This window comes from Segatella maculosa OT 289 (genome assembly GCF_000243015.1).
Classification (GTDB): Bacteria; Bacteroidota; Bacteroidia; order Bacteroidales; family Bacteroidaceae; genus Prevotella; species Prevotella maculosa.
In genome coordinates, this window is record NZ_JH594503.1 from 129060 (window position 1) to 152956 (window position 23897).

The 23897-nt window shown below is 49.2% G+C and carries 19 protein-coding genes; 10 read left to right on the forward strand and 9 right to left on the reverse strand.

The window, feature by feature from the left end:
* Nucleotides 1-6 precede the first annotated feature (6 nt).
* The 4 genes from folB (at nucleotide 7) to dnaA (ending at nucleotide 4414) form a co-directional block, all read left to right on the forward strand.
* Nucleotides 7-387, forward strand: a complete 381-nt coding sequence (gene folB, locus HMPREF9944_RS06560) for a dihydroneopterin aldolase (protein ID WP_008565324.1) — start codon at nucleotides 7-9, stop codon at nucleotides 385-387.
* A 54-nt stretch (nucleotides 388-441) separates the two neighbouring features.
* Nucleotides 442-1707 carry an N-acetylmuramoyl-L-alanine amidase family protein gene (locus HMPREF9944_RS06565; RefSeq protein WP_172633984.1) on the forward strand — a complete coding sequence of 422 codons (1266 nt, stop codon included), beginning with the start codon at nucleotides 442-444 and terminating at the stop codon, nucleotides 1705-1707.
* Between the two features lie 39 nt (nucleotides 1708-1746).
* On the forward strand, nucleotides 1747-2646 hold the full coding sequence (locus tag HMPREF9944_RS06570) for an MlaD family protein (RefSeq protein ID WP_008565326.1): 900 nt from the start codon (nucleotides 1747-1749) through the stop codon (nucleotides 2644-2646).
* A gap of 361 nt (nucleotides 2647-3007) precedes the next feature.
* On the forward strand, nucleotides 3008-4414 hold the full coding sequence (dnaA, locus tag HMPREF9944_RS06575; protein WP_008565327.1) for a chromosomal replication initiator protein DnaA: 1407 nt from the start codon (nucleotides 3008-3010) through the stop codon (nucleotides 4412-4414).
* Between the two features lie 502 nt (nucleotides 4415-4916).
* On the opposite strand, the gene HMPREF9944_RS06580 is transcribed toward dnaA, so the two are convergent.
* The 5 genes from HMPREF9944_RS06580 to HMPREF9944_RS06600 form a co-directional block, all read right to left on the reverse strand.
* A complete protein-coding gene (locus tag HMPREF9944_RS06580) occupies nucleotides 4917-7199 on the reverse strand; it encodes a RelA/SpoT family protein (RefSeq protein ID WP_008565328.1) in 2283 nt (760 codons plus the stop codon).
* Between the two features lie 18 nt (nucleotides 7200-7217).
* A complete protein-coding gene (locus tag HMPREF9944_RS06585) occupies nucleotides 7218-8579 on the reverse strand; it encodes a lytic transglycosylase domain-containing protein (RefSeq protein WP_008565329.1) in 1362 nt (453 codons plus the stop codon).
* 62 nt (nucleotides 8580-8641) lie between these two features.
* Complete coding sequence (locus tag HMPREF9944_RS06590) at nucleotides 8642-9352, reverse strand: DUF5683 domain-containing protein (RefSeq protein ID WP_008565330.1); 711 nt, start codon at nucleotides 9350-9352, stop codon at nucleotides 8642-8644.
* 3 nt (nucleotides 9353-9355) lie between these two features.
* Entirely contained in the window at nucleotides 9356-10243 is an 888-nt protein-coding gene (locus tag HMPREF9944_RS06595) for a ParB/RepB/Spo0J family partition protein (protein WP_008565331.1), read from the reverse strand.
* A 32-nt stretch (nucleotides 10244-10275) separates the two neighbouring features.
* Nucleotides 10276-11040, reverse strand: coding sequence for a ParA family protein (locus HMPREF9944_RS06600; RefSeq protein WP_008565334.1), 765 nt, complete (start codon nucleotides 11038-11040; stop codon nucleotides 10276-10278).
* Nucleotides 11041-11142: 102 nt separating this feature from the next.
* Here HMPREF9944_RS06600 and surE point away from each other — a divergent pair, with 102 nt between their 5' ends.
* The 5 genes from surE (at nucleotide 11143) to HMPREF9944_RS06625 (ending at nucleotide 17782) form a co-directional block, all read left to right on the forward strand.
* Nucleotides 11143-11913, forward strand: a complete 771-nt coding sequence (gene surE / locus HMPREF9944_RS06605; RefSeq protein WP_008565335.1) for a 5'/3'-nucleotidase SurE — start codon at nucleotides 11143-11145, stop codon at nucleotides 11911-11913.
* A 14-nt stretch (nucleotides 11914-11927) separates the two neighbouring features.
* The gene (gene lpxB / locus HMPREF9944_RS06610; RefSeq protein WP_008565336.1) at nucleotides 11928-13103 is read left to right on the forward strand and encodes a lipid-A-disaccharide synthase; all 1176 of its coding nucleotides are present in this window, start codon (nucleotides 11928-11930) and stop codon (nucleotides 13101-13103) included.
* Between the two features lie 584 nt (nucleotides 13104-13687).
* Nucleotides 13688-16117 (forward strand): TonB-dependent receptor, encoded by a 2430-nt coding sequence (locus HMPREF9944_RS06615; protein ID WP_008565337.1) that lies wholly within the window; start codon nucleotides 13688-13690, stop codon nucleotides 16115-16117.
* Between the two features lie 2 nt (nucleotides 16118-16119).
* On the forward strand, nucleotides 16120-17013 hold the full coding sequence (locus tag HMPREF9944_RS06620) for a DUF4249 domain-containing protein (RefSeq protein ID WP_008565338.1): 894 nt from the start codon (nucleotides 16120-16122) through the stop codon (nucleotides 17011-17013).
* Nucleotides 17014-17272: 259 nt separating this feature from the next.
* Nucleotides 17273-17782, forward strand: coding sequence for a nitroreductase family protein (locus HMPREF9944_RS06625; RefSeq protein WP_008565339.1), 510 nt, complete (start codon nucleotides 17273-17275; stop codon nucleotides 17780-17782).
* A gap of 135 nt (nucleotides 17783-17917) precedes the next feature.
* On the opposite strand, the gene HMPREF9944_RS06630 is transcribed toward HMPREF9944_RS06625, so the two are convergent.
* From HMPREF9944_RS06630 to HMPREF9944_RS06640, 3 genes are all read right to left on the reverse strand, one after another.
* Nucleotides 17918-18742, reverse strand: a complete 825-nt coding sequence (locus tag HMPREF9944_RS06630; protein WP_244861129.1) for a DUF4595 domain-containing protein — start codon at nucleotides 18740-18742, stop codon at nucleotides 17918-17920.
* A gap of 94 nt (nucleotides 18743-18836) precedes the next feature.
* Nucleotides 18837-19256: a hypothetical protein gene (locus HMPREF9944_RS06635; protein ID WP_008565341.1), complete on the reverse strand. Its 420-nt coding sequence runs from the start codon at nucleotides 19254-19256 to the stop codon at nucleotides 18837-18839.
* 57 nt (nucleotides 19257-19313) lie between these two features.
* Nucleotides 19314-19664, reverse strand: a complete 351-nt coding sequence (locus tag HMPREF9944_RS06640) for a MerR family transcriptional regulator (RefSeq protein WP_008565342.1) — start codon at nucleotides 19662-19664, stop codon at nucleotides 19314-19316.
* 144 nt (nucleotides 19665-19808) lie between these two features.
* On the opposite strand from HMPREF9944_RS06640, the gene alaS reads away from it, so the two are divergent.
* Nucleotides 19809-22472 carry an alanine--tRNA ligase gene (gene alaS / locus HMPREF9944_RS06645; protein ID WP_008565343.1) on the forward strand — a complete coding sequence of 888 codons (2664 nt, stop codon included), beginning with the start codon at nucleotides 19809-19811 and terminating at the stop codon, nucleotides 22470-22472.
* Between the two features lie 155 nt (nucleotides 22473-22627).
* Here alaS and HMPREF9944_RS06650 read toward each other — a convergent pair whose 3' ends face one another.
* Nucleotides 22628-23596: a DUF6261 family protein gene (locus tag HMPREF9944_RS06650; RefSeq protein WP_320051453.1), complete on the reverse strand. Its 969-nt coding sequence runs from the start codon at nucleotides 23594-23596 to the stop codon at nucleotides 22628-22630.
* Nucleotides 23597-23897 lie beyond the last annotated feature (301 nt).

Here is a 23897-nt window from a genome sequence, read left to right on the forward strand (position 1 = left end):
TATGCAATGAAAATCAAAAACAGTTGCATCTTTCTTAACGGCCTGCGGTTTCATGCCTTCCATGGTGTGATGCCGCAGGAACGTTTAACCGGTAATGATTATCGGGTGGATTTAAAAATCGATTTTCCTTTGGAGACAGCGGTAGGTTCTGACAATGTGGACGACACATTGAATTATGCGACTGTCTATACAGCCTTAAAAGAAGAGATGGACGTGCCGAGTCAACTCATAGAACGGGTTGCCTATCGTATCGCCGACCGCCTTTTTCGGACGTTCAAAGCCATAAACGAAGTTGAAATAAAGGTAGAAAAGTGCAATCCCCCCATGGGTGCCGACTGCGAAGGTGCAGGAGTTAAGCTTCATTTAATAAATGATAAAACAGAATAATAGCGTTGGGTTTTCGAGCTTTTTTCACTAATTTTGCCTGCAATATGCTTGTGTATGAGTAGAAAGAGAGTATTCTTCCTGATGACAATGTTGCTGTTTGCTGTTACCATTGTAGCCGCAAACCGTCGTTTTACACTTGTCATCGATGCCGGGCACGGCGGTGGAGACCATGGAGCTCCCGGTGCTTACTCGCACGAGAAAGACCTCACTTTGAAATATGCGCTTGCATTTGGCCGCTATATTGAGGCTAATTGCCCCGATGTCCGCGTGATTTATACACGCAAGACCGATGTTTTTGTAACCTTGGCTGGGCGTGCGGACATTGCCAACAAAGCCGGGGCCGACCTCTTTATGTCGTTTCATATCAATGCCGTCACGGGTTCCAAGTCGGTCCGTGGCTTTCAGAGTTGGACATTAGGACGTGGCGAGCATTCTGGCGACAAGGGTATCAAGGCCAATCTTGACGTTGCAAAGCGCGAAAATTCCGTGATGTTCTTAGAGAAGGATTACAAGACCGTTTACAAGGGTTTTGATACCAATTCGGCAGAGAGCAACATCATGTATGAGTTTATTGCTGACAAGAACAGAGAGAAAAGCGTAGAACTCTCCCGTTTGTTGCAACAATATGTCTGTGCTTCCACGGGACGAATCAACGCAGGCTCCCACCAGAACAACCTTGCTGTTCTTCGTTTGACATCAATGCCGGGCTGTTTGTTGGAGTTAGGCTTTATTTCCACACCTGACGAAGAGGACTTTCTGAACGATGATGCCTCTGTTCAATTGTATGTGCAGGGCATTTTCGAGGCCTTTATGAAATACCGTCAGCACTACGATAACGACATCAACGTTCCTTATAAACCGATAAAGGAAGCCCCAGTGATACCACAAGTTGTGCCACTTGATTATAAGAATATCGCTCCGGAGGCTCCTGCAAGTCGCAAGCCACGTAAAAAGGTGGAACAAAAGTCGCCGGAAACAAATGCCACGACTCGAAAAACAGAACCGGACCGACCGGTAGCGAGTCCTCAAGTGGCTGACAAGGCAGAGGCAGAAAAGCCCGTGTTTAAGATACAGCTATTGGTAAGCTCAAGTATCTTGAAAGCCGATGACGTGCGATTTAAGGGACTCATGGGAGTAGATTCCTATCGTGAGGGGGCAAACAACAAATACACTTATGGTGCATCAACCAATTATAACGAGATATATCGGCTACGCAAGCAGATTCTCGATAAATTCCCGGATGCCTTTATCGTTGCTTTCAAGAATGGAAACAAGATGGACATTAATGCAGCCATCAAGGAATTTAAAGCCAACAGATAGGTATTTCAAATTAAACGGACAGAAAGATAAGATTAGAATATGAAGATTACAAAGGAAATCAAGATTGCACTTGTTGCCATTGTGGGCATTCTCGTGCTGTTTTTCGGACTCAATTTTCTCAAGGGAATGTCGCTATTCTCCAGCGACAATATTTATTATGTGTCGTTCAAGGACATCAGCGGGCTTTCTTCCTCCAATCCGATTTATGCCGACGGCTATAAGGTGGGTGTGGTGAAGAGCATACAATACGACTATAAGCATGGCAAGGAAATTCTTGTTCAGATAGATGTCGACAATAACCTCCGCATTCCGAAAGGTAGTTCTGCTGAGATTGAAAGCGACTTGATGGGGAACGTAAAGCTGAACCTGCTTCTTGCCAACAATCCACGCGAGCGTGTGAATCCCGGTGAGACCATTGTAGGAGAGAAGAATGGCGGAATGCTCGGACAGGTCTCGAAACTTGTCCCTACGATTGAAAAGATGTTGCCAAAGCTCGACAGTATATTGGCAAGTGTGAATGGATTGTTGGCGGACCCCGCCTTGGCGAACTCGCTACATCATATAGAGGGCATCACCGACAATCTTCATACAACATCGCAACAATTGAACGTTTTGATGGGTGGGCTCAACAAAGACATCCCCAATCTGCTCCATAAGGCAGACGGTGTTCTGACAAATACCAACAAGCTTACAAGCAATCTTGCACAGGTTGATGTGGCAAATACAATGGCGCAAGTGGACCAAACAATAGCCCATCTCAAGGACTTTACAAGGCAACTTAATAGCCGAGAAGGAACTTTGGGCATGCTGTTGCACGACCCAACGTTATATAACAACATGAATAAAACCATGCGTAATGCAGACTCTTTGCTGATAAATGTGCGTGAACATCCTAAACGCTATGTCCATTTCTCGGTCTTCGGAAAAAAAGATAAGTAGCTTTTGCACTAATTAAATATCATCTAAATTATATCTCTCATGTTTCACGGCTTTTGGTAATATCCAAAAGCCGTTTAACTTAGATATTCTTAAGCTGAAAGACCTACGTTTCACAGATTTTCCTAAATTATCTTTACAAACCTCTTAATATTCTTTGAGTCAGAATATTACAATTATACAAGTGTAGAAGTTTATAAATAAGGTTCTTTCGAGGTAAATAAGGTTATATAAACAAGTTACGTTTTCTATTGAAAAAAACAGGAAACAACGATTTGTAAGTTTGACTTTCTTTTATTAAATTTGCAGTTGCGAAATTGCAGAAAGTCGAAAGACATATAACAATTATACATACGAAAAGTAAATGAAAATAAGTCCTAACAACTGTTGGGGCGATGCGCTTGCGCTCATTAAGCAGAACGTGACGCCACAGCAATTTAATACATGGTTCAAACCTATTGCCTTTGAGCATTTTGACAAAGCAAAGAAGACGATTTTGGTTCAAGTACCCAGTCCATTTGTGTATGAGTATTTGGAGGAGAACTTTTTGGGCTTACTCAAACAGGTGCTTTATCGTACTTTTGGTGAGGGCGTTCAACTCACTTACCGCGTCGTGACAGACAAGGAGCACAAGCTGACGCAAGACATCGAGGCCGACCCCGGCGACATTGGACCACGAAAGGCACGTAATGGTGCCAACCATTCTCCATCACCGATGGATATTGATCGGTCATTTGAAATTGATGCGCAGTTGGATTCGCATCTTACATTCAGAAATTATATTGAGGGAACGAGCAATAAGCTGGCTCGCAGCTTGGGACTTTCTGTAGCGGAGCATCCCTCGCAGCCGCAATTCAACCCCATGTTTATCTACGGTCCGTCAGGTTGCGGGAAGACGCATCTCATCAATGCAATCGGCGTCAGGTGCAAACAGCTATATCCGGAGAAAAGAGTGCTGTATATCAGTGCCCGTCTCTTCCAAACACAGTTTGTCGATGCTAATTTTCATGGGGCAATCAATGATTTTATCAGATTCTATCAGACGATTGACATGCTGATCGTCGATGATATCCAAGAATGGATAAATGCGACGAAGACACAAGACACATTCTTTCATATTTTCAATCACCTCTTCCGAAACGGGAAACGAATTATCCTTGCTAGCGACCGTCCGCCGGTTGACCTGCAAGGAATGAACGAACGCCTGCTAACGCGTTTCGCTTGTGGGCTCATAGCCGAGTTGGAAAAACCGGACGTGAAATTATGTACCGACATCCTTAAGAGCAAAATACAACGCGATGGGTTGCACATACCCGACGAAGTTGTTCGCTTCATCTCCTCCACGGCGAACGGAAGCGTGCGTGATTTGGAGGGGGTTGTCAACTCATTATTGGCTTACAGCGTTGTCTACAACAGTGATATCGACATGCATTTGGCCGAAAGGGTCGTAAAACGTGCTGTGAAGATGGATAATCATCCACTGACAGTTGATGATATCCTCGATACTGTTTGCAATCATTTCAATGTCACTGTCACAGCCGTGAACAGCAAAAGCCGCAAGCGTGACCTTGTGATAGCCCGTCAAGTGTCAATGTATCTTGCTCAGAAATATACAAAGATGCCTGCAGCCCGAATAGGAAGACTTGTCGGTAACCGCGATCACTCGACAGTGATTCACAGTTGTTCTCAAATAGAAAATCGGCTGAAAGTGGATACGGCTTTCAAAGACGAGATAGATTCTATAGAGGTTTCCTTCAAGTTAAAAGCTTGATGTGTCATTGCCGGTCAAAGAAACTTAGTTGGTATCAATTGATGAATTATCAAAGAAATGTTTTCACCCGTGGAAGACGGTCGCTCTGTCGGTCCTTTTAACTTCTCTCCCACGCGCGAAAGGTCCATTCACTGATTTTTTCTTTCGTCATCCATGGAGGAAAGGAGTTAATTGTTAAGAAAAGTATTTTCTTCCATGGAAGACAACTATTTCTTTATAGTTTATTAATTTCTTCCATGGAAGAAAGAGTTTTCTGTTAATTTTTCCTTCGTCTTCCGTGGAAGAAAATCGTTATTTTAAGTTTCATTAACTTCACCCATGGAAGAAAGGTTTATTTGTTGCTTCTTCCTTTCTTCCTCCCGGGGCGAAGAACGTTTCTTTTCATTTTCCATCCATCGCCCCACGATGAAGAATATTTTCTTTCTCACATGCTTTCCGTCCCACTGTTTTCTCACGATTTCGAGCTCTCCTTCTTTGAAAGGGACCGGGGAGGCCTCCCCTTTTATATAATCTGTTGCACCTCTTTCAGGTCGTCAATCACCTTGAGATTGTCCATGATGGCCCGCACTTCGTCGCGGTCGTGCACGCGAACTTCGATGTTTCCATAAAAAATTCCTTCGTCACTGGTGATGGTTATGCGGTGGATATTGATGTTCATCTTGTCGGAAATCACGTCGGCAAGGTCGTGGAGCATGCCTTTTCTGTCGATTCCCTTGATTTCGATTATCGCGTCAAAGAATAGCTGTTTGTGCATGTTCCATTTGGCATCGAGAATCCGGTTGCCGTAGCTCGACTTCAAACGACTTGCAACCGGACAGGCACGTTTATGGATTTCGATGTGGTTCTGATTGTCGATGTAGCCCAGAATGTCGTCACCCGGAATAGGATGACAGCAGCCGGGGAAGATGTAGGCACCGATGGTTTCCTCGCCGATGACGACAGGTTGCCGCTTGTTGAAGTTTTTTTCAGCCGTGAAGAGCGTTTGGCCGGCGGTCTTGTCCGCTTCAGAAGGGCTGGATTTCTTGTCGTGGAGGAAAGGAACATAGCGTCGCCACCCCGACGATGTCGCCTCTTTCTGGTGCTTGCCAAGCAGTGCATCAAGGTCATTGTCGCCGAGAATGATGGTCCTGTCACCAATGGATTGAAAGAGATTCTCATGTTTCTGAACGTGATGAATGTCGCAAAGTTTGTCGAGAACCGATGAAGACATCTCCATCATATTGTGCTTGAGCCATGCCGTGAGCAGCTCTTCTCCGGCCTTTTGCAGCTCACGATCGTCGCGACGGAGAATGGCTTGGATCTTCGCCCGCGCCTTTGCCGTGGACACAAAGTTAATCCATGAGGGCTGAACATGCTGTGCCTTGCTGGTCAATATCTCTACTTGGTCGCCGCTGCTCAGCTTGTGGCTCAGCGGAACGAGCTTGTGGTTGACTTTCGCCCCGATACAATGACTGCCGAGAAACGTGTGGATTTGAAAGGCAAAGTCGAGGGCCGTACAACCTGCCGGCATTGTTTTTATCTCGCCTTTCGGGGTGAACACGAAGATTTCTGAGGCGAAAAGATTGAGCTTGATGCTGTCGAGAAAGTCCATGGCATCGGGCTGTGGGTCGTCAAGAATCTCCTTGATGGTGGCCAACCAATCGTTGAGTTCGCCCTCGTCTTCGCTGTATTCGCCTCCTTCCTTGTATTTCCAGTGGGCCGCAAAGCCCTGTTCGGCCACCTCGTTCATGCGGTCTGAGCGTATCTGGACCTCTATCCAGCGTCCTTGTTTGCTCATCAGTGTGACGTGAAGTGCCTGATATCCGTTGGCTTTTGGGTGGTTCAACCAGTCGCGAAGTCGGTCGGGATGGCTCTTATAAATGCGGCTTAAGGCCACGTATATGTTGAAACATTCGTTGATTTCTTGGTCTCTCTCCTTCGGAACAAAGATGATTCTGACGGCCAATATGTCGTAGATTTCCTCGAAGGTCACGTGTTTGTTCTGCATCTTATTCCAAATGGAGTAAGGGCTTTTCACGCGTGCTTTGATTTGATATTGAATGCCCATGCGGTCGAGTGCCTCGCGAATGGGTCCCGTAAAGCTGGCAAACAGCTCGTCACGCTTCTCTTGTGTGAGGGCCAATTTGCTTTTGATGGCGGCGTATTCTTCGGGATGTTCATACCTGAAACTCAGGTCTTCGAGTTCCGTTTTGATTTTGTTCAGGCCCAAGCGGTTGGCCAATGGTGCATAGATGTAGAGCGTTTCACCGGCTATTTTGTACTGCTTATTGGCCGGTTGTGAGGCCAATGTGCGCATGTTATGCAGGCGGTCGCATATCTTGATGAGGATAACTCGAATGTCATCGCTCATGGTCAGCAGCAGTTTCTTGAAGTTTTCAGCCTGCGCCGAAGCCCGTTCTCCGAAGATGCCTCCGCTGATTTTGGTCAGTCCATCTACGATTTGGGCAATTTTCGGGCCGAAGATATTTTCGATATCCTCGACGGTATAGTCGGTGTCTTCCACGACATCATGGAGCAGGGCAGAGCAGATGCTGGTCGAACCGAGCCCCATTTCTTCGCAAGCAATCTGTGCCACGGCGATGGGGTGCATGATATAGGGCTCTCCCGAGAGCCTTCTGACGCCTTTATGTGCCTGCCGTGCAAAGTTGAAAGCCTTGGTGATGATGTCCACTTTCTTGCGGTGGCGCGATGCAAGATAGGTGTCCAACAGGTGCTGAAAGGCATCTGTTATCAGCTTGTCTTCGGCAGTTTCACGGGCTGCATCCTTCATCTCACGCTCGTCCATCTCGTGTTCTCCTGCTTATTATTTGACTTTGAGTTTCTTTCCGGCCCGTATTCCGCTACCTTGAATGCCGTTAAGACGTTTCAATTTCGTTACGGTGGTATTGTTGCGCTTAGCAATTTCCGACAACGTATCGCCCTCGCGGATTGTCACACTCCTACCTTTTGCCGGACGTTCTCTCTTTTTCCGACCCTGCTTTCTGCCATTTCTGCTTACCTGTTTGCCGTATTTATAGACGCGTCTGTAGCGAGTGATGGTCGGTTCTTCATCGTTTACCTCGACCTCGGTGCGCTTGTTCTGCAACTCATTCGGCATGTAATTGTAGATGGCGTCTTCATTGTCGATGAACTTCATCACCGACATCGTGGGCAGACGGAGCGCAGATGGGCGCCACTTTCCATTGACAATATTGTGACGATATTGCGGGTTTAGTTCGGTAATCTGGTCCACATCGAGACCCAATACGTGGGCCACTTGCTCGAAATGCAGGTCACGGTTGACGACGACGGTGTCGGTCTTAGCCGGCAAATCGGTCATCATCGGGCAGATGTTGTGCTCACAATAGTAATTCATAATATAGTTAGCGGCAATGAATGCGGGCACATATCCGCGCGTTTCCCGCGGCAGATAGGGATAAATCTGCCAGTAATCATTCTGCTTAGAGCGGTGAATAGCCTTGTTGATTTTGTCGGGACCGCAGTTGTAAGCAGCAATCACAAGGTTCCAATCCCCATAGATTTTATAAAGGTCGCTCAGGTAATGGGCTGCTGCATAAGACGCTTTTACGGGGTCACGCCGCTCATCTACCAATGTATTTACCGTCAATCCGTATCGCTTGGCCGTGTTGAGCATGAACTGCCAAAGGCCAGTTGCGCCCACTCGGGACACGGCTCTGGGGTTCAAAGCCGACTCAATGACGGGCAAATATTTTAGTTCCAAGGGCAGTCCATAGCTTTCCAAGGCCTCCTCAAAGATAGGCATATAGAAGTTTTGTGCGCCCAACATGTAACTTACCGAGCGGCGAAGGCGACCGCTATATCGGTCGATGAACTGTTGAACCACGTCGTTATAAGGCATCTCGATGAGCGTGGGAAGCATGCTCAGACGTTTCATATAGACCGATTTTTCATACACGGGATTAACGTCAGGCAGGTTGCATGAGGTGTCAGGACGCAGATACTTCGTGTTATACAGGTGCATCAAGCTGTCAAGTTCCATGGTCATGGCCTCTGGAAGCTCAATGACTTCCCGCTTTCCGTGTGCATTCGTGACGGTGATTTCAGTCTCTTCGTTGTCGTTGTCTGCGTCATCAACCACTTGCGCCTGCACTTTCACGGTGCTGGCAAGCAAGAGCGAGAGGGCGATTAAGTATATTCTTTTCATTTTAAAATAGGGTTCTATCTTTCAATTCTGTTTTTTCTTTTTCGCATGAAAGCCTGATGAAGTCAGAAATTCAGGCTACAATGCAGACCGATTCCTCCTGAACGGAGCGGATGACGTTGATAATCGGTATTGACAATGGCCGGTTCGACACGTAGACTGAGGTCATTCGAGATATCGAATTCGGAGAGGGAGGCGTCCACATAGGCATCGATTACCGACAAGGCATACACGCCTGCGAGGACAAAAAAGCTCATATCACGCCACCTTCTGTAGCGGTCTTTGCGCCTTTTGAACAGGTCTTGATAGCGACTGATGTTCTCATTGGTGATCTTAGCGCCTAAATGCATGAACTGATTATAGCTTGCCGTCGAGGGATCATTGTCCATAATGTCCATGTAGGCCTGCGAGTAATCGTGATACATTTGGTTATTCCATGTCATTGCATACATGCAACCAACGATGCCACCATATATAATAGGAAGCTTCCAGAACTTTCGATTGTAGATTTGACCGGCTCCCGGAAGCACCAATCCCAGCCATAGTGCGCGCTTAGGGTCGGGCTTCCATGTCGCCCAATCGCGCTTCTTCTTCGTCATCTGCAGGGAGTCCGTTGCCAAAGTCACGCTGTCGGCATGCGTCAGCACTTCGGTTGCCTTCATGTTTGGTGCATCTGCAAGCGGCATATGCCTCTCCTCATGCTGCGCATAGGCACAGAATGGCAGGGCAAACAAGGCCATCGCAGCGATGATATGGGAGCGTCTTGCAGAAGACATGCCTCACTTCAGTTTGTCAAAGGCGTTCATGATGCGCTCCAACTCTTCTTCGTTGGCAAAAGGTATGCTGATTTTCCCCTTTCCCTTGGCGGAACAAGTCATTTGAACTTTTGTATTGAAGAACGAAGCCAACCGGTTTTTGAGTGCATTGAACGTTTCCGGAAGCTGATTGCGCGCCACAATCTTCTTCTTCCCGCTTTCAATATCCTCGCCACTCTTCAGTGCCTGCACCAACTCCTCCACCTTTCTTACGGAGTAACCGTTCTTCAGTATCTCCTTGAAAAGCTTGATTTGAAGTGCCGGACTGTCCAAGGCAAGCAACGCACGGGCATGACCCATATCGATGGTTTTGTTCTGTAAGGCCATCTGAACCTGTGCCGGCAGCTTCAAGAGTCGCAGATAATTGGTTATGGCCGTACGGCTTTTGCCCACACGTTCCGACACTTTCTCCTGCGTCATTCCACTACCTTCGAGCAGATGTTCATAGGCCAAGGCAATCTCGATGGCGTTCAAATCCTCGCGTTGGATATTCTCCACGAGGGCCATTTCCATGACATTCTCGTCCTTGATGGTGCGAATATAGGCCGGAAGCGCCTTGAGTCCTGCCAGTTGAGAGGCTCTCCAGCGGCGTTCCCCAGCTATGATCTGGAAACGGTTGTCGGCAATCTGGCGGAGGGTTATCGGCTGAATGATGCCGATTTCACGAATACTGTTGGCCAATTCCTGCAAAGCTTCGGGGGCAAACTCGCGGCGAGGCTGATTGGGATTGGCTTCTATTTGGTCGATTGCAATCTCATTGATGGTCGAAGACCCCTGCGTTCGAACGGCATCTGTAGAGATGAGCGCGTCGAGACCACGGCCTAAGGTGTTGTATTTCTTGTGTACTGCCATTTCTGTTTCGTTGTTCTTTTAAAGAATCTGGCTCATCTCTCCTTGTCGATGAGCTCTTTTGCCAAGGTCAAGTGGTTCTTGGCACCGGCCGATTCGGCATCGTAGAGAATCACAGGCAGCCCATGACTCGGACTTTCGCTCAGCTTCACGTTACGCTGAATGACCGTCTTGAAGACCAATTCTTGGAAATGTCGTTTCACCTCGTCATAGATTTGGTTGGCCAAACGCAGGCGACTGTCATACATGGTCAGCAAAAATCCCTCGATTTCCAACTGCTGATTGAGTTTGCTCTTGATGATTTTTATGGTGCTGAGCAGCTTGCTGATGCCCTCAAGTGCAAAGTATTCGCACTGCACGGGAATGATGACTGAGTCGGCAGCCGTCAGGGCATTGACCGTAATCAGGCCCAATGAAGGACTGCAATCGATGAGGATATAATCATAATCGTTGCGAATCGGATCGAGAAGACGCTTCAAAACGCGTTCGCGACTTTCAAGGTTGAGCATCTCAATCTCTGCTCCCACGAGGTCAATATGGCTCGGAATGATATCCAATCCCTTGATATCTGTGGTGTAAATTGCATCACGTATGTCGGCATGATCAATGATACATTCGTAAATGGAGCACTCAACATTCTTGATATCTACGCCCAATCCGCTTGAAGCATTGGCTTGCGGATCGGCATCAACCACGAGAACCGACTTCTCAAGTGTGGCCAACGAGGCAGCCAGATTGATTGTTGTTGTGGTCTTACCCACACCTCCTTTTTGGTTAGCTAAAGCTATAATCTTTCCCATTTAGAAATAAGTTGATTTGCTGCAAAGTTACATATTTTACATGAAATAGGCGAGAAATAAACCTTTTTTTAGTACTTTTGTCGCAAACTTACACTGCAAAAGATGAACCAGAAGCGTCCTTTTATCCTGATTTCCAATGACGACGGCTACCATGCCAACGGCATCAAAACCCTCGTTTCCTTTCTGAAAGACCGCGCCGACCTGCTGGTCTGTGCCCCGGAAGCTGGCCGTTCGGGCTTTGCCTGCGCCTTTTCGGCCGCTATCCCCCTGCGATTGAAACGCAGGCACAATATGGGCGACGTGGAAGTGTGGTCATGCAACGGCACACCTGTGGACTGTGTGAAGCTCGCCGTCGACCAACTTTGCAGCGAACGGCAGCCCGATTTGATCCTCGGCGGCATCAACCACGGTGACAATGCCTCGGTCAACAGCCACTATTCCGGTACGATGGGCGTGGCAAGAGAGGGCTGTATGAAGTATATTCCCTCTGTGGCTTTCTCTACAAGCGACTACGATGAGGAGGCCGACCTGCGCTATCTGCGCGACGATGCCTGCCGTATTGTGGACAAGGTGCTGGCCGAAGGGCTCCCGAAAGGCGTCTGCCTGAACGTGAACTTCCCCGCCAAACCGCCTTTCAAGGGCGTGAAAGTGTGCCGAATGGCCTTCGGAAGTTGGGTCAACGAGGTGGTCAAGGCACGCCATCCGCATGGATATGACTACTATTGGCTGGCCGGTGAGTGCCGAAACGACGAGCCCGAGGCCGCAGACAGCGACCATTGGGCCCTGCAACATGGCTATATCGCCATCACACCCACACGGATCGACGTCACTGACTACGGCTTCATCGACACCGTGAAGGGCTGGGATCTGTAGCATTATCGGAGCTTATGAAGTATTACCTCATCGTTGGCGAGGCCAGTGGCGACCTGCATGCCGCCCATCTCATGGCGTCATTGAAAAGGAATGACCATGAAGCCGAGTTCCGTTTCTTCGGAGGCGACCTGATGACGGCTGTGGGTGGAACGCGCGTAAAACACTATCGGGAACTTGCCTACATGGGTTTCGTGCCCGTGTTGCTGCATCTTCGCACGATATTCCGCAACATGTCGCGCTGCAAGAAAGATATTGTTGCATGGCATCCTGACGTGGTTATCCTTGTAGACTACCCCGGTTTCAATCTCAATATCGCCCGTTTTCTCAAGCAAAAAACCGACATTCCGGCCTTTTATTACATCTCTCCAAAGATATGGGCGTGGAAAGAATGGCGTATCAAAGCCATACGACGCGACATCAAAGAGCTGTTTTCCATCTTGCCGTTCGAGGTACCTTTCTATGAAGAAAAGCATCATTACAAAATCCATTACGTGGGCAATCCGACGGCACATGAGGTGCACTCGTTCCTGAAAGCCCATTATGAGGATTTCAAAACCTTTTGTGAGCGGCACCAAATGGCCGATGACAAACCGTTCATCGCCCTGCTTCCCGGCAGCAGGAAGCAAGAAATCAAGGACAATCTCCCTGCAATGATAGCGGCATCGGCACGTTATGCCGACCGCTTTAGGCTCGTTTTGGCGTGCGCTCCTGCGATTGAAGACGCTTTTTATCAAGAGATCATGGAAAGAACGGGGCCTGCCAAGTCTATTGTTTCACTGGTGAAAGACGACACATACGCCTTGCTTTTCCATGCAACGGCAGCCTTGGTGACCAGCGGAACAGCCACTTTAGAGACCGCTTTATTGCATGTTCCGCAAGTAGTTTGCTACAAAACGCCCGTGCCACGGCTTATCCGTTGGGCCTTCAACCACGTGCTTTCGTGTCGCTATATCTCGCTCGTTAACCTCATTGCCGACCGTGATGTCGTGGCAGAACTCTTTGCTGACCGCTTCACAACGGACAATATTGCGACCGAACTTGCACGTTTATTGCCCGGAGGAACAGGGCGTGAGGCCATGCTCAAAGCCTATCAAGAGGTGGAAGAGCGGTTGGGCAACGAGGTAGCTCCCGACAATGCGGCCCGCTTGATGGTCAACCTACTCAGGCAGGAAGCCGACTGTTGCCCTTGAACAGAGGTGCCTTTTCTTGTAAGCATGTTTCATATCGAATTTGCAAACGCCTGCAATTTTTTGCATCTTTACGGTATGTAGGGACGCACGGCTCGTGCGTCCGCTCGCATTGTAGTTGACAAGTTAGCCGTAAACAGGCGGACAAGTTGATTGTCCCAAGCTGATCGAACGCACGAACCGTGCGTCCCTACATGCTAAAAAGCATGCAACTTATTTACATGTCAACTTGTTTACTCGTCAATCGCGCAGGAGCGAACGCACGAACCGTGCGTCCCTACAGCCCCGGCATGGCTATATTTGTTTTGCAACCTCTATTGAAATGTCATTTCTTTTGCGTATTTTCAGGGTTCAGAGAAACCGGTATCAGACCACAATAATATTGTTCCTTCGAAAAAACGGCGGCATTTTTATCTGTTTGGGTTTGCTGTTTTTATTTTTTCTTTTATCTTTGCAAAAACGTTTCGTGACGCTTCTTTCGTCACGAAAACAGTGAGAAACGAAACATGAATGCAGACCGGAGGCGACGCAGGTCGCTATATATAATAAGGTGTAAGGCTCATCTTGCCGCCTTTCATACAAAAGGAATGAAACGCTTTCCCATCATTTGTCTCCTTTTGCTGTGGACTTTCGGACTGTCGGCACAGACACAACAAACTATATCAACGGCTCCTGCGCGCGAAACAACCGATGAATACAAGCCGAAACGCCACACCGTGAGCGGCTATGTGCGCAACAATACGGGCGAGTTGCTCATCAATGCGACGGTTTTCGACCTCACTACGAAGCAAGGAACGACGACCAACGAGTATGGTTTCTTTGCTTTAACGCTCCCCGATGGCTTCCACAGGCTGCGAATCTCTTACTTAGGCTACGAAGAGCACGTCGAACACTTTGATTTGCAGGCCGACCGGCGACTCAATGTGAGCCTTTCCGAGATGCCATCCCTTTCAACTGTCGTCGTAACCGGCGACCTTAACTCCCCAATGCTCAACACACAGACGGGCAAACGCTCGCTTTCGCAGAAAGATATACGTGGGGAATTCGCCCTGTTGTCCTCGCCTGACGTTGTAAAGTCGCTCCAACGCATCAGCGGTGTCGCTGAAGGTACCGAGCTGGTCAGCGGCCTTTACGTGCATGGAGGCAACAACGACGAGAACCTTTTCCTGCTTGATGGGACCCCACTCTACCAAATCAACCACACGATGGGACTGTTCTCGGCCTTCAATGTGGACATGGTGAAAAACGTCGACTTCTATAAAAGCGGGTTTCCTGCCCGATATGGCGGGCGTTTGTCAAGCGTTATCGACGTGCGGACCAATGACGGTGACATGCAAAAGCACCACGGCAGCTATCGCATCGGGCTGCTCGACGGCAGTATTCACTTCGAAGGACCTATCATCAAGGGGAGAACATCTTACAATATAGGCCTGCGAAGAAGCTGGCTCGACCTCTTCACCACGCCGATCTTTGCCATTATAAACCGCTCAAACCATGAAGACAAGTTCTCTTTGGGCTATCATTTCTATGATCTCAATGCCAAACTGACGCATATCGTCAACAGTCGGTCGCGACTTTCGCTGAGTTTGTATCAAGGTCACGACGCTCTTAAGAGCAAAGATGAATACAATCAGACCTACGGAAACGGGAACTACGGCAGCAACGACCTTACACGTAACGACTTTCATTGGGGAAATCTCAATGCAGCCCTCAATTGGTCGTATCTGATGGCCCCTCAACTGCAAGCCAACTTCACGGCCGTGTTCACCAAGAACAGCACCCATTACAATACACTTTATGAAAGTAACGACCGAAGTGAGAGGAGAAACGACTTCACCCGCACGGAACACGGCTACCGTTCGGCCATCTACGACGCCGGTTACCGCATGGCATTCGACTATAGGCCCACGCCCGGCCATCATATTCGCTTCGGTAACGACTATACATGGCATCTGTTCAAACCCCAGACCTATGCCAACACCAGCCAATATGGCGCGAACGAGAAGCGCGACACGGCACGACTGGCCGGCAGTAACCGCCACATAGCCCACGAGATAAGCCTCTATGCCGAGGACGAAATGGTGCTTTCGCAGCGTTGGACGCTGAATGCGGGGGCCAACATCGGGCTGTTCCACATCGGCAGTCGGCTCTTTTGCAACGTCGATCCGCGTGCGGCAGTGAAATATCAACTGTCGGAAAAGGTATCACTAAAGGGCAGTTTCACCACGATGAGCCAGTTCGTTCACAAGATATCCAACTCATATATCGACCTTCCGACGGACTATTGGGTGCCCACAACGGCCAACCTTCGCCCGATGCGAAGCCTGCAATGGGCCATCGGCGCCTATATCATGCCCGACAAGCATTGGCTCTTTTCGGTCGAAGGATACTACAAACAGTCTGCCCACCTGCTGCAATATGCCAACTGGATGGGCATAGAACCGCCGGCAGAACGCTGGCAAGACATGGTGATGGACGGGCGCGGACGCTTCTACGGAATGGAGCTTGATGCACGATATCATGCCGCGCGCTTGGAACTGAGCGCAGCTTACACGCTATCATGGAACAAACGGAAGTTCGATCACTATTATCCCGGCTGGTTTAATGATAAATTTGACAACCGCCATAAGCTCAACCTCAACCTGCATTACCGCCTTTCGAAGGGCACTTTCGCCTATGCTGCTTGGACCTATCACAGCGGTAACCGTGCAACGACGCCCACACAGTATGCCCCACTGCCCGACTTTGGGAACGGAAGTGAGCAGGGTTATATCTACGAGCGGCCCAACAACATCGTATTGCCGGCCTATCACCGGCTCGACCTCGGCGTCAATATCCACCACAAGACCAAACATGGGCATGAACGCATCTGGAACTGGAGCGTATATAACGCATATTGCCACTTGAACACGCTGTGGATAGACATGAAGTACGACGAACAGCGGGGCTATGTGCGTGCCAAGGCCAAAGGTTATATTCCGATTATCCCCTCATTCAGTTACACCATCAAGTTCTAAAGATGAAAAAGATATTGCTATTCCTGTCTTGTGCGCTACTGCTGGGCTGCAAAGACAACTTCGATATTACGAAACTCAACGGCACCGACAAGCTCGTTGTCTATTGTTTTCCGTCGCCCGGCGATACAACCGACATCGATGTAGGTCGCAGTCAGCCCGTCAATGGCAAGGGAGATGCCGTGATGATTGCCGATGCAAGCGTGACCTATCAAGTCAACGGCGTGGCTTTGACCATACGAAACTTGGGAGATGGGCACTATCAGGCCATCGGACAGCAACGCGAGGGCGACCGCATCACGCTGTCGGTCAAGGCAAATGGGCTGCCGGGGACAATGGCCGAGACCACGATTCCGGCCCATCTTGCCATTGAAAAGTTCGAGGTTGACACGGTCAACATGTACAATCGGGACTACGAAGCCTTCAGAGAGAGCGAACGTTTTGCCGTTACCTTCACTGATGATGCAGCGTCTGAAGACTTCTATGCCGTGAAATTGGTTCAAAAGGTAGGCCATCATTTCCGCAATCTGCGCATCAATACCCACGATGAACCAGCCATCAACGGCATGTCGGACATTGATTATGACTTCGGTTTCGACGACAGTAGCTATCAGAATGTGGTGTTCTTCACCGACAAGAGCATCAACGGGCGTCGCTATACGCTCCATTTGGGCATGCCATACAGGCGGTTCAGCCCGCCACATCGCATCGAACTCTATCGTATTTCGCCCGAATACTATCGCTTCATCAAGTCGATCAACGATGTTTCGAACAACGATATGGGCAAGATAGGACTGGCCCCTATCACGCCAACCTATAGCAATGTGCGGGGTGGACTCGGCGTTTTAGGGGGCTGTAGCAGTGGTCTGGGTCCGTGGCTCGTTGGCGAAGAGGATTAAAACGGGCGCATGAAAAGGCTTAGACAGAGGCTCCGGAATGCCCATGACGGCAGGCTTGGCAGCCAGCGACAGTGGGTCTGCAGCGCAATGTGGCCGATGCAGCCTTGCAATCTCAGCCATTTTGCGCTCCGATCTCACCCATTTTAGCGCGTAATATAGCTGAGATTGCACAGCAAAATGGCTGAGATTGGGATTCAAAATATAAGTCGTTGATTGTCAATGCAATGAACTTTCATAAACATTAAAACAAATAACCGAAATGAACTTCTTGGAATTAGCAAAAAAGCGTTGCTCGGTGAGAGATTATTCGCCGAGAACCGTAGAGCAGGAAAAGCTTGATTACATTCTTGAATGTGCACGAATGGCCCCGTCGGCAGTGAACTATCAGCCTTGGCGCTTTATCGTTGTGCAGCATGACGACTGCCGTAAAATCGTGGAACAGTCTTATTCGCGCGAATGGCTTGCGAAGGCTCCGTTGTATATTGTGGCCTATGCGAAGACTTCGGAGGCGTGGATACGCAAGTATGACGGGAAGAATCATGCCGATATTGACGTGGCCATCGCCGTGGAACACATTTGTTTGGCTGCTGCCGAACAGGGTTTGGGCAGTTGTTGGGTCTGTAATTTCGATGTAGAACTGTTGAGAAAAGGATTGCATTTGGCCTCGGACGAATATCCCGTAGCCGTTATTCCAATCGGATATGGCAACGATACGCCGGCAAAACCCAAACAGCGGAAGGCGAAAAACGAGATTGTAACCGTTAAATGACCAGATGACGAGGCCCGAATGAGAGACAGATTACGGGCAGAACGCATGCATAAAAAATCTCCGGCACATCAAATGGCCGGAGATTTCTGTTTCCTTAATCGGCATAAAGCCTGCCGAGGCATGCTAAAAAAGAGGTTATTGCCAGACGATTGCCTCGATTGAGGTATGCTCTCTCTCCGAATGAACAACCACTTTACACTGTATGGGATAGCCTTCTTTATCAAGTTTCCACGTTACGGTATTCTGTCTCTTACCATTCCAGCTATAACCCAAGGGCAAATGACGGGTAGGTTTGCCCAGCATTCCGGCGTAATAAGCAATATCAAGCTCATCTACATCCACACCAAAAAGGCTATAAGGCATGAGGCCCCCCTTGTTCACGATGGGCGTTGTGACTTCTTTTGAGGTGTAATGAGTGACATATGTGTTGGTTTCCGTTCCTATTTTATCCGTACAACTCACGATATCACCATCTTTATAGCTGATGGTTGTGATGGACTTTCCTTTTTTATCTGTTTCAATCACAGTCTCTATATGATCGTCAGCATTGTAGGTTAAGTCGTAACTGTAAGGAGGATACGGTTTCTTATCTTTGTCATATTGCTGCATTTCGGCATGCTTCACATAGCCTTTTTCATTCAGAAAGACCTTGGTTATCGTCCCTATTACTCCATCTTCAGTCTGAGTAATCACGACATCTGGCTCATTTTTGCCCTTATTGGCTTTCGTATTATAGTCAAGTGTGTACGCATAAGCCTCCGAACTTCCTGAGAGACCAATGAGTCTACCGCTTGCATCGGTCTTAAATTCAGAGCCCGCAATGCTCTTAGGCACTTTTGTAAACGCACGTTTCGGGCCCACCGGAGCCGGTTGGGGCGTGTCGGTTTCATCATTACTTCCGCAGGATACCAACGCAATAGCCATCAAGGCAGAAAGCATGAAAGTATAAATCTTGTTCATTGTCATTGTTTGTTGATTGTTTATATCATTATTGTTTGAATGAAAAATGCCCGCGACAGGCACGCTGTTCCGTGGGCATTTCTGATGGATAAGCCTACTTCTTGTAGGTGATTCGGAGCTCCATACCTCCCCCTTTTTGGCTTTCTACAAGCTTACCTCCTGAAATGGACAGGCTTGTCTCGGCACGATTGTCAAGCAACACCTTGCCGTCTTTCATGCTGAATGTCTTCCATTGGTAGACGGTTCGGCCGTTCAAGATACGCGAACCGCTGCCGTCGGCATTGAACTTCAACTGATAACTGAAGTTTTTTGCTTGCGAAGCATCTAACGAAACCCACTGACCAGCGACATTGGTCTCAATCTTTTCCACCGTGAAAGTGCTGCCTTTGATGGTTTCTTCGGTCAGCGTCGGTTCGTCATCATCGCTGCTACAAGCCGTAACTGCGGTCATAACGAAGAACATCATGACCATTGTCAATACACTGAAAATTTTGTTTAACGCTCTTTTTTTCATAAATTAAAATGTTAATAATTGAATGATTGATATGTTAAGAACAAGTCTTTGCAAAGGCTACACAAGTCCGTCGAGTTGCTTCTTCATCTGTTTCAAGCGGTCGCGCACCGAGATTAGCGTCTCCATCACGTCGGCCGTCTTGTCAACTCCCTCGCGATTGGCATTGAGTACCTTTCTTGCTGCCGCCAATTTGAAGCCTCTCACCTTCACGAGATTGTAGATGAGCTTGATTTGTTCGATATCCTTGTCGGTATACTGCCTGGCTTTACTGTCTTTCTGCACCTTAGGTCGCAGATGAGGGAACTCTGTCTCCCAAAATCTCAGCGTACTTTCGTTGATTTCGAACATGGCCGCAACTTCCTTGATGCTGTAATACAACTTCAGATTTTTATTCGTATGGAGGGGCATATTCCTATAGTTTTTGATGCAACAACGCTTAATTTCTTTGCAAAGTTAGCAAAATTCCGCGACTCTCTCCCCTCATCTCTAATCTTTTTTGTACCTTTGTCGTTGATTTTTCAGATTAAAACAATTCAAAACTTTATAGAGAAGATGATGACAGCAAATGAAGTCCGCGAGTCTTACAAGAAATTCTTTGAGGGCAAGGGACACAAGATTGTAGCCTCAGCACCGATGGTTATCAAGGATGACCCTACGTTGATGTTCACAAATGCCGGTATGAACCAGTGGAAAGACATTATCCTTGGCACGAAAGACCCCGGAAAAGACATTCGTCGGGTGGACTCTCAGAAATGTCTTCGCGTGAGCGGAAAGCACAACGACCTTGAGGAAGTGGGCCATGACACTTATCATCACACGATGTTCGAGATGTTGGGCAACTGGAGTTTCGGCGATTATTTCAAGGAAGGTGCCATCGATTATGCGTGGGAATACCTCGTAGACGTGCTTCATCTGAACCCCGACGACTTGTATGTCACCGTGTTTGAAGGTGCAAAAGAGGAGGGACTCGCACGCGATGACGAGGCGGCCGGCTATTGGGCCAAGCATGTTGCGGCCGATCACATCATTGATGGCAACAAACACGACAACTTTTGGGAGATGGGCGACACGGGACCTTGCGGTCCTTGCACGGAGATTCACGTGGATTCACGCACACCTGAAGAGAAAGCAAAAGTGCCCGGGCGCGACCTTGTCAATAAAGATAATCCGCAAGTGATTGAGATTTGGAACCTCGTCTTCATGCAATACAACCGCAAAGCCGACGGAAGTCTGGCCCCACTGCCCATGCATGTCATCGACACGGGCATGGGCTTCGAGCGACTCGTGCGCATGTTGCAGGACAAGCACAGCAACTACGACACCGATATCTTCCAGCCTGTCATCAAACAAATAGAAGCACTCAGTGGCAAACGCTACGGTTTTACGACGCCAACCGGCCCGAACGGCGAATGTATGAGTGAACAAGAGAAGACAGACGTGGCCATGCGCGTGGTGGCCGACCATCTTCGGGCCGTCGCCTTCTCCATTGCGGACGGCCAACTGCCGAGCAACGCAAAAGCCGGCTACGTCATTCGCCGCATCTTGCGCCGTGCCGTGCGCTACGCCTACACGTTCCTCGGCCAAAAAGAGGCGTTCTTATACCGGCTCCTGCCTGTTTTGGTGCACGAAATGGGGCAGGCTTACCCCGAACTTCCGGCGCAACAAGAACTCATCGGCCGTGTGATGAAAGAAGAAGAAGATTCCTTTCTTCGCACATTGGAAAAGGGCATAAACCTCCTCAATGGCGACATGGACGAGCTGAAAGCACACGGACGGAGCGAACTTGACGGCGTCAGCGCTTTTAGATTGTTCGACACCTACGGCTTTCCGCTCGATTTGACCGAGCTGATTTGCCGCGAATACGGTTATACTGTAGATGAAAAGGGTTTCAACGAGGAAATGGCCAAGCAGAAGGCTCGCGCGCGCAACGCCGCTGCAGTGGAGAACGGAGATTGGGAAATCATCAGAGATGGCGAACAGGAATTCGTCGGCTACGACCATACGGAATACAGTTGCCATATCCTCCGCTACCGAAAAGTGACGCAAAAGAAGAGTTTCCACTTCGAACTCGTGCTCGACCGAACGCCGTTCTACGGCGAAATGGGCGGACAGGTGGGCGACCAAGGTGCGCTCGTGAACGACGATGAGACCGTCGCTATTCTCGACACAAAGCGCGAGAACAACCAGAGCATTCACATCGTGGGCGAACTTCCGAAAGACCTGAAGGCCGAATTCATGGCTTGCGTCGACGTGGAGAAGCGGAATGCCAGCGCAGCCAACCACACGGCCACGCATCTGCTCGACTATGCGCTGAAACAAGTGCTGGGCGACCACGTCGAGCAGAAAGGATCGTACGTCGACCCGACGACGCTGCGCTTCGACTTCTCGCACTTTCAGAAAGTGACCGACGAGGAGCTCCGCCGCGTCGAGCGACTCGTCAACCGGCTCGTCCGCGAAGATTTGCCGCTCGACGAACACCGCGACATACCGCTCGCCGAAGCGCGGCAGCTCGGGGCGGTGGCACTCTTCGGCGAGAAGTACGGCGACAAGGTGCGCGTGGTGCGCTTCGGGCCCAGCTGCGAATTCTGCGGAGGCATTCATGCCAAGAGCACGGGGCGCATCGGTTTCTTCAAAATTATAGGCGAAAGCAGCGTTGCGGCCGGCATTCGGCGCATCGAGGCGCTCACGGGACAAGCGTGCGAGGACGCCCTCTACGCCCTACAGGACACCATGACCGATTTGCGCGCATTGTTCAACAACGCCAAGGACCTGAAGGCGGCGCTCGTGAAATACATCGGCGAGCACGACGAAATGAGCAAGGAAATTGAACGTTTCCGCGCGCAGACCGTCGAACGCACCAAGCAGGAGCTTCTCAACCGCGCGCGACTGGTCAACGGCGTGCACGTTGTGAAGGCCGTGCTGCCTTTAGAGCCGGCCGACGCGAAAGATCTGGTCTTCAAACTGCGCGAAAGCATGGGCGAAAGGCTCGTTGCCGTCATCGGCAGCACCGCCGGCGACAAACCACTGCTGACGGTGATGTTCAGCGACGACATGGTGAAGGACCACGGGCTCGACGCCGGAAAAATTATCCGCGAAGCGGCCCGGCTCATCAAGGGCGGCGGAGGAGGGCAGCCGCATTACGCACAAGCCGGTGGTAAGGACGTCGACGCCATCGGAGCGGCAGTCGACAAGGTTGTCGAGCTGGCGCATCTGTGAGAAAGAAGACGGGAGCCTCCCCCTGCCCCTCCAAAGGAGGGGAGGACGAGCTTGCAGCTTCATTGTGAATAAAAACAGACCTTGCAGGACGGAACGCCTGTAAGGTCTGTTTATTTTTTACTTTTTTTCCTCGGGAAAAGCATAAGTGTGCTTTTCTACTCCTTTTTCTTGGGAGGAACAGGGGCTGGCTTCTCGCCCTCTTGCTTCGGTTTTTCGATAGCAATCTTTTTGTACTCAAAAAGTGAGCCGTTTTTGTTTACACCGACCCAGATGGTGCGGGGTTTGCCGTCGGCGCCCGCCTGACCTTTAATTGCGAGCTGATAGTGGCGTTTCGGACCGGAACCTTCCGTTTTGCCCGTAAACGACAGGCTTTCTGCGGGCAGGCCGAGTGTTTCCTCCAATTGCGCGAAGCCGGGCTTGAGCATTGCGTCGTATTCTGCCGTTCGCTTATCGCGGGCAATCTGCGACGTGCCTGCGCGGTGCGACAGCGTGGAACTCTTCTTGTCCACGAGCGCGTTGTACTGTGTGATAAGCTCCGCAAGCTTGGGCGTTTCGGGCTCAAGGTCGTCGAGCGAGTCCATTCGGCGCAGAACGGCCTTGAGCGCCTTGTCGGTCTCAGCGCGCAGGGCTTTCATATCGAACGTGCCCGTCGGCACGGCCGATTTGAGGCGTGTACGGTAGCGCGAATCAAACGTTTTATTGGCGAGATCCAATCGGTCTACGTAGGGTTGCGCGCTGATATGCAACACGTGGCTTGATGCAGCGGGCGACTGTAAATCGGTGATGAGGTTCTTAATCATGCCGCTTGCCTTGTCATAATTGGACTGCGTCACGCGCGGATAGCGTGCCAGAATATCAGACAGAACTTCTGCTGACTTTTTAAACTCTTCCTCACTTTCGTTCATGTTCAATTCAACTAACAACTGTAATGAGCGATAAGCTTGGTCGCGCGCTTTGTCCAATTTCTTGAGTTCTCTCGTTCCCTCTTGACGGCGTGGCAGATTTAGTGCTTTGTCTTCTTCTGCGAGTGCTTTTTTTAGGGGAGCAAGCAGTGGCTCCAATTTCTTGATTTTCGATTCTTCACAAAGCGCCAGCACGTGACCGGCAAACTGAAAATGCTCCATGTTTTGAAGCTTTCCCCTGTTAGAATTTTTAATTTCCATGGGCTTTAAGTTAATAGGTAAATAATAATTAAGATTACACAGCACAAATATAGACATTTTTTATTAGAGTTCATAATTTTTTGGCAAAAAAATAGAAAATTCTGCCCTGAATTCATAAATTCTTGGAAAAGAATAAAAAAGCCCCATTGGAATTCATATTTTTTCTTACAAAAAAAGTAATTTCCGTCAATAATTCGCGAATTTTTTGCTAAACGCAGCGATTTTCGTCAATAATTCGCGAATTTTTTGCTAAACGCAGCGA

Excerpts from the sequence above, each read along its gene's own strand:
- HMPREF9944_RS06640 (WP_008565342.1), bottom strand. The coding sequence starts at position 19,664 with ATGCCCCTCCATACGAATAAAAATCTGAAGTTGTATTACAGCATCAAG.
- HMPREF9944_RS06585 (WP_008565329.1), bottom strand. The coding sequence starts at position 8,579 with ATGAAAAGAATATACTTAATCGCCCTCTCGCTCTTGCTTGCCAGCACC.
- HMPREF9944_RS06590 (WP_008565330.1), bottom strand. The coding sequence starts at position 9,352 with ATGTCTTCTGCAAGACGCTCCCATATCATCGCTGCGATGGCCTTGTTT.
- HMPREF9944_RS06595 (WP_008565331.1), bottom strand. The coding sequence starts at position 10,243 with ATGGCAGTACACAAGAAATACAACACCTTAGGCCGTGGTCTCGACGCG.
- HMPREF9944_RS06625 (WP_008565339.1), top strand. The coding sequence starts at position 17,273 with ATGAACTTCTTGGAATTAGCAAAAAAGCGTTGCTCGGTGAGAGATTAT.
- dnaA (WP_008565327.1), top strand. The coding sequence starts at position 3,008 with ATGAAAATAAGTCCTAACAACTGTTGGGGCGATGCGCTTGCGCTCATT.
- HMPREF9944_RS06615 (WP_008565337.1), top strand. The coding sequence starts at position 13,688 with ATGAAACGCTTTCCCATCATTTGTCTCCTTTTGCTGTGGACTTTCGGA.
- HMPREF9944_RS06650 (WP_320051453.1), bottom strand. The coding sequence starts at position 23,596 with ATGGAGCATTTTCAGTTTGCCGGTCACGTGCTGGCGCTTTGTGAAGAA.
- HMPREF9944_RS06635 (WP_008565341.1), bottom strand. The coding sequence starts at position 19,256 with ATGAAAAAAAGAGCGTTAAACAAAATTTTCAGTGTATTGACAATGGTC.
- HMPREF9944_RS06620 (WP_008565338.1), top strand. The coding sequence starts at position 16,120 with ATGAAAAAGATATTGCTATTCCTGTCTTGTGCGCTACTGCTGGGCTGC.
- alaS (WP_008565343.1), top strand. The coding sequence starts at position 19,809 with ATGATGACAGCAAATGAAGTCCGCGAGTCTTACAAGAAATTCTTTGAG.
- lpxB (WP_008565336.1), top strand. The coding sequence starts at position 11,928 with ATGAAGTATTACCTCATCGTTGGCGAGGCCAGTGGCGACCTGCATGCC.
- folB (WP_008565324.1), top strand. The coding sequence starts at position 7 with ATGAAAATCAAAAACAGTTGCATCTTTCTTAACGGCCTGCGGTTTCAT.
- HMPREF9944_RS06630 (WP_244861129.1), bottom strand. The coding sequence starts at position 18,742 with ATGAACAAGATTTATACTTTCATGCTTTCTGCCTTGATGGCTATTGCG.
- HMPREF9944_RS06565 (WP_172633984.1), top strand. The coding sequence starts at position 442 with ATGAGTAGAAAGAGAGTATTCTTCCTGATGACAATGTTGCTGTTTGCT.
- HMPREF9944_RS06600 (WP_008565334.1), bottom strand. The coding sequence starts at position 11,040 with ATGGGAAAGATTATAGCTTTAGCTAACCAAAAAGGAGGTGTGGGTAAG.
- HMPREF9944_RS06580 (WP_008565328.1), bottom strand. The coding sequence starts at position 7,199 with ATGGACGAGCGTGAGATGAAGGATGCAGCCCGTGAAACTGCCGAAGAC.
- HMPREF9944_RS06570 (WP_008565326.1), top strand. The coding sequence starts at position 1,747 with ATGAAGATTACAAAGGAAATCAAGATTGCACTTGTTGCCATTGTGGGC.
- surE (WP_008565335.1), top strand. The coding sequence starts at position 11,143 with ATGAACCAGAAGCGTCCTTTTATCCTGATTTCCAATGACGACGGCTAC.